General features: G+C 69.3%; 11 protein-coding genes. 2 read left to right on the plus strand and 9 right to left on the minus strand.

Annotated elements, in window-relative coordinates:
- The first annotated feature begins 27 nt into the window (after window positions 1–27).
- Window positions 28–363 carry a hypothetical protein gene (locus R0232_RS30125; RefSeq protein WP_208513471.1) on the plus strand — a complete coding sequence of 112 codons (336 nt, stop codon included), beginning with the start codon at window positions 28–30 and terminating at the stop codon, window positions 361–363.
- Window positions 364–370: 7 nt separating this feature from the next.
- On the opposite strand, the gene R0232_RS30130 is transcribed toward R0232_RS30125, so the two are convergent.
- From R0232_RS30130 to oxlT, 7 genes are all read right to left on the minus strand, one after another.
- Window positions 371–673 (minus strand): formate dehydrogenase subunit delta, encoded by a 303-nt coding sequence (locus R0232_RS30130; protein WP_203202872.1) that lies wholly within the window; start codon window positions 671–673, stop codon window positions 371–373.
- Between the two features lie 42 nt (window positions 674–715).
- Window positions 716–1,603 (minus strand): formate dehydrogenase accessory sulfurtransferase FdhD, encoded by an 888-nt coding sequence (gene fdhD, locus R0232_RS30135; RefSeq protein ID WP_431510436.1) that lies wholly within the window; start codon window positions 1,601–1,603, stop codon window positions 716–718.
- 19 nt (window positions 1,604–1,622) lie between these two features.
- Window positions 1,623–4,499 (minus strand): formate dehydrogenase subunit alpha, encoded by a 2,877-nt coding sequence (fdhF, locus tag R0232_RS30140; protein WP_208513473.1) that lies wholly within the window; start codon window positions 4,497–4,499, stop codon window positions 1,623–1,625.
- A 21-nt stretch (window positions 4,500–4,520) separates the two neighbouring features.
- Window positions 4,521–6,086, minus strand: a complete 1,566-nt coding sequence (locus R0232_RS30145; protein WP_431510437.1) for a formate dehydrogenase beta subunit — start codon at window positions 6,084–6,086, stop codon at window positions 4,521–4,523.
- Complete coding sequence (locus R0232_RS30150; RefSeq protein WP_431510438.1) at window positions 6,083–6,574, minus strand: formate dehydrogenase subunit gamma; 492 nt, start codon at window positions 6,572–6,574, stop codon at window positions 6,083–6,085. Before R0232_RS30150 ends, R0232_RS30145 begins: the two co-directional genes overlap by 4 nt.
- 466 nt (window positions 6,575–7,040) lie before the next feature.
- Window positions 7,041–7,529, minus strand: coding sequence for a gamma carbonic anhydrase family protein (locus R0232_RS30155; protein WP_431510439.1), 489 nt, complete (start codon window positions 7,527–7,529; stop codon window positions 7,041–7,043).
- A 53-nt stretch (window positions 7,530–7,582) separates the two neighbouring features.
- Window positions 7,583–8,911, minus strand: coding sequence for an oxalate/formate MFS antiporter (oxlT, locus tag R0232_RS30160; RefSeq protein WP_208513477.1), 1,329 nt, complete (start codon window positions 8,909–8,911; stop codon window positions 7,583–7,585).
- Window positions 8,912–9,462: 551 nt separating this feature from the next.
- Here oxlT and R0232_RS30165 point away from each other — a divergent pair.
- On the plus strand, window positions 9,463–9,600 hold the full coding sequence (locus tag R0232_RS30165) for a hypothetical protein (RefSeq protein WP_177239439.1): 138 nt from the start codon (window positions 9,463–9,465) through the stop codon (window positions 9,598–9,600).
- 63 nt (window positions 9,601–9,663) lie between these two features.
- Here the strand turns inward: R0232_RS30165 and R0232_RS30170 are convergent, their stop codons facing one another.
- Both R0232_RS30170 and pyk read right to left on the minus strand, forming a co-directional pair.
- Entirely contained in the window at window positions 9,664–10,593 is a 930-nt protein-coding gene (locus R0232_RS30170) for a LysR family transcriptional regulator (protein WP_093347794.1), read from the minus strand.
- Window positions 10,594–10,681: 88 nt separating this feature from the next.
- Window positions 10,682–12,106: a pyruvate kinase gene (gene pyk, locus R0232_RS30175; RefSeq protein WP_431510440.1), complete on the minus strand. Its 1,425-nt coding sequence runs from the start codon at window positions 12,104–12,106 to the stop codon at window positions 10,682–10,684.
- Window positions 12,107–12,116: the final 10 nt, after the last annotated feature.

Consider the following 12,116-nt stretch of genomic DNA (forward strand, 5'->3'; position numbering starts at 1 on the left):
TCGAAGACGCCTTCCAAGGAGCCGACGATGAACGAGCACGGAGACAAAGGCGGGAGGAACACGGCATCAGACCGTCTGGCAGACGATGCACCGCAGGGCGACGAGACCCGCATCGCCTGGTTGCGCGGCGCTTTCCGCGCCACGATCGCGATCGTCGCCGCCATCGCGGCGGCGGCTTCCGTTCCCCATTGGGGCGGCGACAGCTTCCCCATCACCAGCCTCGTCATCTACGTCGCGGGCATGGTGTTCGTGGCGATGCCGCTGGGCCTCTACTACGAATCGCTGCTGCAGGCGCACGAGCGGCGCCGCGCGCGCAATGCCGAGCGGCGCGAGGCGAAGGCCTTGTCGCACGCGGCGGTTTAGCGGGGTTTCAACCGGCGTCGCCGCCGCCTTGCGGATAGAGCAGCTTCGCCTCGGCCACCATGTGCCCGCCATCGGGCAGGAGCCGGGCGCGGTGGTCGCGCACGGCCGTGGCCACGATCGGCAGCATCGCCTGCGCCTTGCCCTGGTCGAAGCTCTCCACCAGCGCCAGCCGCATGCTCGGCGCCCAGAAGGACTTGAGGTGCGCCGCGATGGCCTGCGTGGCCGCCCCGGCATCCGACGGGGTCTGGGCCTCGAAGAAGGTGCCGATCTGGTTGGCCATCTTGATCAATTGCACCGACTGGTCATGCATGCGCTGTGTCTCCGCTCGTTGTCGTCGTGAGGTTGTTCGTCATCAATGCGGGCGCTGCCCGTAGGCTCCGGCCGCCGCCGGCACCGAGTCGGCCGGCAGCCGCTGCGGGTGGCTGTAGACCCCCAGGTCCTCGCGCCGCGCGAAGCCCACCAGCGTGAGCCCGGCGCGCTGCGCGGTCTCGACCGCGAAGGAGGTCGGCGCCGACACCGCCGCCAGCAGCGAGACGCCGGCCATCGCGGCCTTCTGCACCATCTCGAAGCTCGCGCGGCTGGTCACGGCGATGAAGCCCGCCGCGGCATCGACCTCGTTGGCCGCGAGCGCGCCCACCAGCTTGTCGAGCGCGTTGTGGCGGCCCACGTCCTCGCGCAGCCACACCACCTCGCCGTCGGCCGAGCACCAGGCCGCGGCATGCACCGCGCCCGTGGCTTCCTGCAGGGTCTGCAGCGACTGGAACTGCGCCATCGCGCGGCCGATCGCGGCGCGCTCGAACGACGGCCCCGCGGCCAGCACCGGCAGTTCGCGCGCCACCTGCGCCAGGCTCTCGGTGCCGCACAGGCCGCAGCCGGTGCGCCCGGCCAGCGAGCGGCGCCGCTGCTTGAGGCGCGCGAACGCGGCCGCCGAGACCTCGAGCCGCACCGTGATGCCGCGCTCGGCGCTCTCGATCTCGCTGCCGTAGAGCTCGTGCGCCGCGTCGAGGATGCCCTCGCTCAGCGAGAAGCCGAGCGCGAAGTCTTCCAGGTCGAGCGGCGTGGCCAGCATCACCGCGTGCGAGATGCCGTTGTATTCGAGCGCCACCGGCACTTCCTCGGCCACCCAGTCCTGCACCGCGAACGGCTGGCCGCCGCGCACGCCGCGCACCGGCAGCAGCCGCGCGCCTTCGCAGAAGGCGGCCGTGTCGGCGCTCGCGAGCGGCAGGGTGGCGATGTTCATGGCGCAGCGCTCCCGTGCCCTACTTGGCCGGCACCGTCTCGTTGGACGGCGAAGGCGCCGAAGCCGCGTTGAGCAGCTCGTTCTGCACCCGGTTGAAGCGGCTGTACTCCTGCTGCCAGGCCGAGGGCTGCATCACCGGCATCACCTGCACCGCCGTCACCTTGTACTCGGGGCAGTTGGTGGCCCAGTCGGAGTTGTCGGTGGTGATCACGTTGGCGCCCGACTCGGGGAAGTGGAAGGTGGTGTAGACCACGCCCGGCTGCATGCGCTCGGACACCGTCGCGCGCAGCACCGTCTCGCCCGCGCGGCTCTGGATGCCGACCCAGTCGCCGTCCTTCACGCCGCGCTCCTCGGCGTCGTGCGGATGCAGCTCGAGCCGGTCCTCGCCATGCCACATGTTGTTGTCGGTGCGCCGCGTCTGCGCGCCCACGTTGTACTGCGACAGGATCCGCCCGGTGGTCAGCAGCAGCGGGAAGCGGCGCGTGACCTTCTCGTCGGTCGGCACGTACTGCGTGACGATGAAGCGTCCCTTACCGCGCACGAACGTGTCGATGTGCATGGTCGGCGTGCCCTCGGGCGCCGCGTCGTTGCAGGGCCACTGGATGCTGCCGAGCTCGTCGATGCGCTTGTAGCTCACGCCATGGAAGCTCGGCGTCAGCGCGGCGATCTCGTCCATGATCGCCTCGGGGTTCTTGTAGCTCATCGGGTAGCCGAGCGCGTTCGCCAGCTTCACCGTGACTTCCCAGTCGGCCAGGCCGGCCTTCGGCGGCATCACCTTGCGCACGCGCGAGATGCGGCGCTCGGCGTTGGTGAAGGTGCCGTCCTTCTCGAGGAAGGAGGAGCCCGGCAGGAACACGTGCGCGTACTTGGCGGTCTCGTTGAGGAAGATGTCCTGCACCACCACGCATTCCATCGCCATCATGGCGGCGGCCACGTGCTGGGTGTTGGGGTCGGACTGCACGATGTCCTCGCCCTCGCAGTACAGGCCCTTGAAGCTGCCGCCGATCGCGGCGTCGAACATGTTGGGAATGCGCAGGCCCGGCTCGGGATCGAGCTGCACGCCCCAGGCGGCCTCGAAGGAACCGCGCGTGGTGCTGTCCGACACATGGCGGTAGCCCGGCAGCTCGTGCGGGAACGAGCCCATGTCGCACGACCCCTGCACGTTGTTCTGCCCGCGCAGCGGGTTCACGCCCACGCCCTCGCGGCCCACGTTGCCGGTGACCATCGCGAGGTTGGCGATGCCCATCACGGTGGTCGAGCCCTGGCTGTGCTCGGTCACGCCCAGGCCGTAGTAGATGGCGCCGTTGCCGGCGGTGGCGAACAGCCGCGCGGCGGCGCGCATCTCGGCGGCCGGCACGCCGGTGAAGGCTTCCGTGGCCTCGGGCGACTGCTCGGGGCGCTCGACGTAGGCCTTCCATTCGGCGAACGAGGCCGTGTCGCAGCGCTCGGCCACGAACTGGTCGGCCATCAGGCCTTCGGTGACGATCACGTGCGCCAGCGCCGTGACCACCGCCACGTTGGTGCCGGGGCGCAGCTGCAGGTGGTGCGCAGCGCGGATGTGCGGCGACTTCACGATGTCGATGCGGCGCGGGTCGACCACGATCAGCTTCGCGCCCTGGCGCAGCCGCTTCTTCATGCGCGAGGCGAACACCGGGTGGCCGTCGGTCGGGTTGGCGCCGATGACCATGATCACGTCGGACTTCTCGACCGACTGGAAGGTCTGCGTGCCGGCCGATTCGCCCAGCGTCTGCTTCAGGCCGTAGCCCGTGGGCGAATGGCACACGCGGGCGCAGGTGTCGACGTTGTTGTTGCCGAAGCCCGCGCGCACCAGCTTCTGCACCAGGTAGGTTTCCTCGTTGGTGCAGCGCGAGGAGGTGATGCCGCCGATGGCGTTGCGTCCGTACTTCTCCTGCAGGCGCTTGAACTCGCCGGCCGCGTAGTTGATGGCCTCGTCCCAGCTCACTTCCTGCCACGGGTCGGTGATCTTCTGGCGGATCATGGGCTTGAGCATGCGGTCCTGGTGCGAGGCATAGCCCCAGGCGAAGCGGCCCTTGACGCAGGAGTGGCCGTCGTTGGCCTTGCCGTCCTTCCACGGCACCATGCGCACCACCTCGTTGCCCTTCATCTCGGCCTTGAAGGCGCAGCCCACGCCGCAGTAGGCGCAGGTGGTGATCACGCTGTGCTCGGGCTGGCCGAGCCAGATCACCGACTTCTCCTGCAGGGTGGCGGTGGGGCAGGCCTCGACGCAGGCGCCGCAACTCACGCACTCCGATTCCATGAAGGGCTGGTCCTGGCCCGGCGACACGCGCGACTCGAAGCCGCGGCCGCTGATGGTCAGCGCGAAGGTGCCCTGGGTTTCCTCGCAGGCGCGCACGCAGCGATTGCACACGATGCACTTGGAGGGGTCGTAGGTGAAGTACGGGTTCGACTCGTCCTTCTCGCTCTTGATGTGGTTGGCGCCGTCGAAGCCGTAGCGCACGTTGCGCAGGCCGGTCACGCCCGCCATGTCCTGCAGCTCGCAGTTGCCGTTGGCCGAGCAGGTCAGGCAGTCGAGCGGATGGTCGGAGATGTAGAGCTCCATCACGCCCTTGCGCAGGTCCTGCAGCTTCGGCGTCTGGGTGCGCACCTTCATGCCGGCCTCGGCCGGCGTGGTGCACGAGGCCGGGAAGCCGCGGCGGCCCTCGATCTCGACCAGGCACAGCCGGCACGAGCCGAAGGGCTCGAGGCTGTCGGTGGCGCACAGCTTGGGCACCTGGATGCCGGCGTCGACGGCCGCGCGCATCAGCGAGGTGCCGGCCGGCACGGTGACCTCGGTGCCGTCGATCTCCAGCGTGACCTCGCGCTCGGATTCGCGCTTGGGCGTGCCGTAGTCGGTTTCCTTGAGATGGTTCAACATGTCTTTGCTTTCTCTGGGGGCTCAGGCGGCCTTGCGGTCGGGTGCCTCGATGCCGAAGTCCTGCGGGAAGTGGTCGAGCGCGGAGAGCACCGGGAACGGCGTCATGCCGCCCATCGCGCACAGCGAGCCATGGACCATGGTGTTGCACAGGTCGCGCAGCAGGATCACCTGCTGCGGCCGGTTCTGGTTGCCGCGGATCTTGTCGATGACCTCGACGCCGCGCGTCGAGCCGATGCGGCAGGGCGTGCACTTGCCGCACGACTCGAGCGCGCAGAACTCCATCGCGTAGCGCGCCAGCTTCGAGAGGTCGGCCGTGTCGTCGTGCACCACGATGCCGCCGTGGCCCACGGTGCCGCCGACGGCCGCGTAGGCCTCGTAGTCCAGCGGCAGGTCCCACTGCGACTCGGGCAGGTAGGCGCCCAGCGGGCCGCCGACCTGCACCGCCTTGATCGGCCGGCCCGAGGCCGAGCCGCCGCCGTAGTCGTAGAGCAGTTCGCGCAAGGTGACGCCGAAGGCCTTCTCGACCAGCCCGCCGTGCTTGATATTGCCGGCCAGCTGCATCGGCAAGGTGCCGCGCGAGCGGCCCACGCCGTAGTCGCGGTAGAAGGTGGCGCCGCGCGCCAGGATGATCGGCACGCTGGCCAGCGTGATCACGTTGTTGATCAGCGTGGGCTGGCCGAAAAGCCCCTCGATGGCCGGCAGCGGCGGCTTGGCGCGCACGATGCCGCGCTTGCCCTCGAGGCTCTCGAGCAGCGCAGTTTCCTCGCCGCAGACATAGGAGCCGGCGCCCTTGCGCACCGCGAGCCGGAAGCGCTTGCCCGAGCGCAGCACGTTGTCGCCGAGGAAGCCCGCGGCCTCCGCATGGCGGATCGCCTCGTTGAGCGCGGCGATCGCGTGCGGGTACTCGGAGCGCACGTAGATGTAGCCCTGCGTCGCGCCGGTGGCGATGCCCGCGATGGTCATGCCCTCGATCAGCACGAAGGGGTCGCCCTCCATCGTCATGCGGTCGGAGAAGGTGCCCGAGTCGCCCTCGTCGGCGTTGCAGACGATGTACTTCTGCTCCGACGGCGTGTTGAGCACCGTCTTCCACTTGATGCCGGCCGGAAACGCCGCGCCGCCACGGCCGCGCAGGCCCGAATCGAGCACCTGTTGCACGATGTCGGCCGGCGCCATCGCGAGCGCGGCGCGCAGGCCCGCGTAGCCCTCGTGCGCCTGGTAGTCGGTCAGCGACACGGGGTCGGTGATGCCGACGCGCGCGAAGGTCAGGCGCTCCTGCTTCTTGAGGTAGGGAATCTGGTCGGTGGGACCGAGCGACAGCGGATGCGAACGCGCGCCCGTGCCCAGCCCGGCATCGAACAGCGCCGGCACCTCGTCGACCGTGACCGGGCCGTAGGCCATGCGGCCCGCGGGCGTCTCGACCTCGACCAGCGGCTCGAGCCACAGCATGCCGCGCGAGCCGTTGCGCACCAACTCGATCGCGAGGCCGCGCGCGGCGGCCTCCTGCGCGATGCGCTGGGCCACGGCATTGGCGCCGACCGCGAGCGCCGCGGAGTCGCGCGGCACGTAGATCTTCACCGTCGCGTTCATGCGCAATCTCCCGCCTGTGCGACCAAGGTCTCGAAGCGATGCGGCGTGACGCGCGCATGCGGCTCGTCGTCGAGCGTCATCGCGGGCGAGGAGGCGCACAGGCCGAGGCAGAACGCCGGCTCGAGCGTGAAGCCGCCGTCCTTCGTGGTGCCGTGCACCGCGCAACCCAGGTGCTTCTCGGCATGCGCGAGCAGCGCATCGGCGCCCATGGCCTGGCAGGCCTCGGCGCGGCAGATCTGGATCACGTGCCGGCCCGGCGGCTCGGCGCGGAAGTGGTGGTAGTAGGTGATCACGCCATGCACCTCGGCGCGCGAGAGGTTCTGTGCGTCGGCGATGGTCTGCACCGCATGCGAGGGCACGTAGCCCAGCGTGTCCTGCACCTCGTGCAGGATCGGCAGCAGCGCACCCTGTTCGTCCGCATGCGCGGCGAGCACGCGGCGCACCTCGGCCAGTTCGTCGGCGGCGGAAAGTCGCAGGGCCTCGCTCATTGGCCGGCCTCCACGCATGCCGCGGGTGCGGCCAGGTGCGGTGCTGCGTACGCGTTCAGCGCTTCTGTTGTCATGGTCCCGTCCGATCTGGTGCCGTTGCCGGTCCGCCGCTGTCTGCCTGCCGGCGGATCCGTTGTCATCGTGGCGTCGATTCGCGCTCGCCTCCCTGTGCGGGGACCGGGAGCCGCGCGCGGTCATCTGCCTCGGGATTCACTGTCGAGGAATCGCGCGCGGATGACCTTGACGCAGGTCAATTTCCATCGAAACAGGGGGGATGCGAATGCGAGCGAGCCCTGTGAAAAGGACCCTGTCGCTGGGCCGCGGCCGGAATATCCGGAGGCCTCGTGGGGACGCGTGCGAACCGTTCGCAACACCGAGGTATTCCGCGCGCGAATCCGTCGCGGCGTGCGGGAACACAAGGAGAAGAAAGAACGCGGGGCCGTTAGCGCCGGCGGCCCCGCGCGGATCAGCGCGCGGCCAGTTCGCGCGCGCGCTGCACGAGGCGCGCGGCCTCGGCATCGTCGACCTGGCCCGTGACCTTGGCCGGGCGGCCCGAGATCAGCGAGCGGTCGGGAAAGACCTTGCCCTCGGTCAGCAGCGCGCCGGTGGCGACGATGCATTCGCGCCCCACCACCGCGCCGTTGAGCGCCACGGTGTCCTCGCCGACCACCGAGCCGTCGCCGATGGTGCAGCCATGCAGCATCACGTGCCGCTCGACCGTCACGTCGGCGCCGATGGTCATCGGGAAGCCGGGGTCGGCATGCAGCATCACGCCGTCCTCGAGGTGACTGCCCGGGCCCACCGTGATGGGCTCGTTGTCGCCGCGCAGCACGCAGCGCGGCCCGATGCTGCTGCGCGCGCCGAGCACGACCTGACCGATCACGCTCGCCGTGTCCGCCACGCGCGCGCTGGCGTCGATGGACGGTTCATGTTCGTCGAGTCTGTAGAGGGTCACGCCGTTCTCCTGGACAAAGGCGTCGATGGTAGCGGCTCGCGACCCGTCGGCGCTCAGTGCGGGAGTTCGCTGCGTTCGATGTGCTTGCGGCGCATCGGCCGCAGCACGAACCAGGCCATCAGCGCGGCAACGGCATTGACGCCGCTCGCGACGAAGAACACCGCCTCCCAGCTGCCGGTGCTCGCGGCCAGCACGCTCGACAGCGGCACCAGCAGCGAGGCCGTGCCCTTGGCGGTGTAGAGCATGCCCGCGTTCGAAGCCGCGTACTTGCCGCCGAAGGTGTCGGCGCAGGTCGAGGGGAACAGGCTGTAGATCTCGCCCCAGGCGAAGAACACCATGCCGGTCAGCACCACGAACAGCAGCGGGTTGTGGCCGTACTTGTAGAGCATCAGGATGCCGACTGCCTCGATCGCGAAGGCGATGAACATGGTCTGCTCGCGGCCGATCTTGTCCGACACCCAGCCGAAGAACGGGCGCGTCAGGCCGTTGAGCACGCGGTCGATCGCCAGCGCGAAGGTCAGCGCGGGCAGCACCAGGCCCATGATGTTCACCGGCACGTCGATGATCTTGAAGTCCTTGGCGATCGGCGCGAGCTGCGCGGTTGCCATCAGGCCGCCGGCGGCCACCATCACGAACATCGCGTACATCACCCAGAACACGGGCGAGCGCAGCACCTCGGAGGGCGCGTAGTCGCGCCGCGACTGCTGCACGTTGCGGGTGTTCACGGCCTTCGAATGCTCGGGCGCGCGCGTCAGCATCCATGCGAGCAGGAACACGATCAGTCCCTGCCCGATCCCAAAATACAGGAAGGCGGCCTCGTAGCCGCTGTTCTTGATCATGGCCGAGATCGGGATGATGGTGAGCGCCGAGCCCGCGCCGAAGCCGGCCGCGGTCAGGCCCGCCGCGAGGCCGCGCCGGTCGGGGAACCACTTGAGCGCATTGCCCACGCAGGTGCCGTAGACCGCGCCCGCGCCGATGCCGCCGATGGCCGCCGCGATGTAGAGCACCGGCAGCGAGGCCGCGAAGGAGTTGATCACCCAGCCGATGCCGCAGAGCACGCCGCCCACCAGCACCACGGGACGCGGGCCGAAGCGGTCGACGAGGTAGCCCTCGATCGGCACCAGCCAGGTCTCGGTGAGCACGAAGATGGTGAAGGCCACCTGGATCGCGGCGCGGCTCCAGCCGTGCTTCTCCGCGATCGGGTTGACGAACAGGGTCCAGCCGTATTGGAGGTTGGCGATCATCGCCATGCACACGATGCCGATCAGGAGCTGCCCCCATCGGTAACTGTGCGAGCGCTGCGCCGCCGCGGCGCCAGAGTGTCCCGAGGGGGAATAGATCGCGGGGTTCGCACCCGCGATCGTGGTCGTTTGCCGAGTCATTGAATGTCCTTCATCTTTGTGTTTGAGTTGAAGTCCGGCGGATCGCATCGAGGCGCCGCCGGTTTCGTTCCGAGTCACCGGTCCCCGAAGCAGAGATGCGAACAAGTACGGCGTCGCATCACGCAATCGACACGCTTCGGCTGATCCTCCGGTCCCGTCGGCCCCGCTTCGCGACACCGTCGACCCGCAGCCTCCTGCGTGCGGATGACTGTCGGGTGCAGCGACCCAAAAACTCTTGATCCTCGTCAAGTTCCCTCGAAGGGACCCGGTCGCGGACCCCCGTGGATTCCCTAGCATGGTCGTCTTAGCATGCGATGAGAACGCGCGCGACGGCGCACGGGTCGCGCGACGCGAGGCGCGGCTTGATGCAAGTCGGTGGCGTCTTCGGCAGGTTCCTCGCGATCACCTCGACCGCGTCGCAGCCCACTCTGGAGTGCCTCCGCGCGCCCTGCTCGCGAAAAGGGCATGTCACTCGTGGTTTGCCCTAATCCAGGGTAAACCCTATAATTCGGAGGTTCGCATTCCCACCCACCCGTATTCGGAGCACATCCATGAACAACACCGCACTGAATTCCGCCGCCCTCAAGGCCCCCTCCTTCGCCTCGAACGGCGTGCTGCGCGACCTGATCGCCGCGCTGCCGATCGTGATCTTCGCCAAGGCCGTGCGCGCCGCGCTGCAACAGCGTTGATGCCCGGAGCCCTCGAGGCTCCACCCCGAAGAGAGAGCGCCGCGAGCGCTCTTTTTTTCGCCTTCAGATCGCCGGATCGAAGGGCACGATCTGCGAGATCAGCGCGGTGCCGTCGTTCAGCAGGAAGTCCTTGAAGGCCTGCGCCACCGGCGGCAGCCGCTTGCCGCGGCGGTGCACCACGTACCAGTTGAGCATCAGCGGAAAGCCCTGCACGTCGAGCACCCGCACGCTGCCCGCGCGCAGCTCCTGGCTGATGGTGTGGGCCGACACGAAGCTCACGCCCATGCCCGCGATCACCGCCTGCTTGATGGTCTCGGTGCTGCGGATCTCCATCGCGATGTTGATCTCGGACAGCGCAGCGCCGAAGCCCTCCTCCATCGAATGCCAGGTGTCGGACGCGCGCTCGCGCACCACGAAGGGCTCGCGGATCAGCCGCTTGAGCGGCACGCCCTTCACGCCCACCAGCGGATGCGTGGGCGCCGCGATGATCACGTAGGGATGCGGCGCGAACGGCTGGTTCAGCGTGTCGAGGTCGGTGGGCGGCCGCACCATGATCGCGAGGTCCGTGAGGTTCTCGGCGATGTGCGTGAGCAGGCCCTCGCGGTTGTGCACCGTGAAGTTCAGGGTCACGCCGCGATGCCGGCCCGCGAACTCCACCAGCAGGCGCGGAAAGAAGTAGTCGCCCGCGCTGATCACGCCCACGTTGAGCTTGCCGCCCGAGATGCCCTTGAACTGCAGCATCGCGTTCTCGGCCGCCTCGAACTGCTGGATGATCGCGCGGCTGAGCTGCAGCAGCTCGGTGCCCGCGGCCGTGAGGTAGACCTTCTTGCCGAACTGTTCGAACAGCGTGTTGCCGGCGTGGTCCTCGAGCTTGCGCACCTGGGTCGACACCGCGGGCTGCGTGAGGTGCAGCTCCTCGGCCGCGCGCGAAAAACTCAGGAGCCGCGCCACCGCCTCGAAGACCTTCAACTGGCGCAGGGTCGCGTGCTTCATGGGGATTCCTGGAGAACTGCTTCGTTCGGAAGTCCCATGCTATGGCCGGCGGCGCGCGCGCCGCATGACCGCGGTCAAGTATTCGCGATCAGGAATGGTTTGGAATACGCGCGACGTGCAGCAGGTTGGTGGTGCCCGACTGGCCGAAGGGCAGGCCCGCCACCACCACCACCTTCTGGCCGGGCTGCGCGAAGCCCTCGGCATGCGCGGTGCGGCAGGCGCACTCGATCATCTCGCCCACGTCGTGCACGTCGTCCACCAGCACCGCATGCACGCCCCACACCATCGCCATGCGGCGCGCGGTCGCGATGTCGGGCGTGAGGCTCAGGATCGGCACCGCGGGCCGCTCGCGCGCCGCGCGCAGGCTGGTGAAGCCCGAGGAGGTGTAGGTCACGGTGGCGGCCGGCGCGAGCAGCGCGGCCACCTGGCGCATCGAGGTGCAGACCGCGTCGGCGGTGGTCGACTGCGCGCTCTCGTGCGTGGCGTCGATGCCGGCGCGGTACGAGGGATCGGCCTCCACGCGCGCGACGATGCGGTCCATCATCGCCACCGCCTCGAGCGGGTACTTGCCCGAGGCCGACTCGGCCGAGAGCATCACCGCGTCGACGCCGTCGTAAACGGCGGTCGCCACGTCCGACACCTCGGCGCGCGTGGGCACCGGCGCGGCGATCATCGACTCGAGCATCTGCGTGGCCACCACCACCGGCTTGCCGCGCAGCCGGCAGGCGTGCACGATCTGGCGCTGCAGCTCGGGCACGCGCTCGGGCGGCAACTCGACGCCGAGGTCGCCGCGCGCGACCATGATGCCGTCGCAGCGCTCAACGATGGCATCGAGGTGCTCGATCGCCGCGGGCTTCTCGAGCTTGGCCATGATGGCCGCGCGCGTGCCGATGATCTCGCGCGCCTCGTCGATGTCCTCGGGGCGCTGCACGAACGAGAGCGCCACCCAGTCCACGCCCATCGCGAGGCCGACGTCGAGGTCGTCGCGGTCCTTCGGCGTCAGCGGCGAGATCGGCAGCAGCACGCTGGGCACGTTGACGCCCTTGCGGTCGGAGATCGGGCCGCCCACCAGCACGGTGGTCTCGGCGAAGTCGGCGCCGTGGCGGTCGACGCGCAGCCGCAGCTTGCCGTCGTCGAGCAGCAGCTCGGTGCCTTCCTGCAGCGCCGCGAAGATCTCGGGATGCGGCAGCGGCGCGCGGCGGCCGTTGCCGCTCGCGCGGTCCATGTCGAGCCGGAAGCGTGCGCCCGCCTCGAGCTGCGCGCGGCCGCCCTCGAAGGTGCCCAGGCGCAGCTTCGGCCCCTGCAAATCGAGCAGCACGCCGATGGGCCGGCCGAATTCCTTCTCGAGCCGGCGGATGGTCTCGAGGCGGCGCGCATGGTCGTGCTGCGTGCCGTGGCTGAAGTTGAGGCGGAACACGTCCACGCCACGCTCGAACAGCGCGCGGATCGCGGGCTCGTCGGAAGTGGCGGGACCGAGCGTGGCCACGATCTTGGCGCTGCGAAGGCGTCGCATGGTGTGGGTG

This window comes from Variovorax sp. DAIF25 (genome assembly GCF_050711835.1).
GTDB lineage: Bacteria > Pseudomonadota > Gammaproteobacteria > Burkholderiales > Burkholderiaceae_C > Variovorax.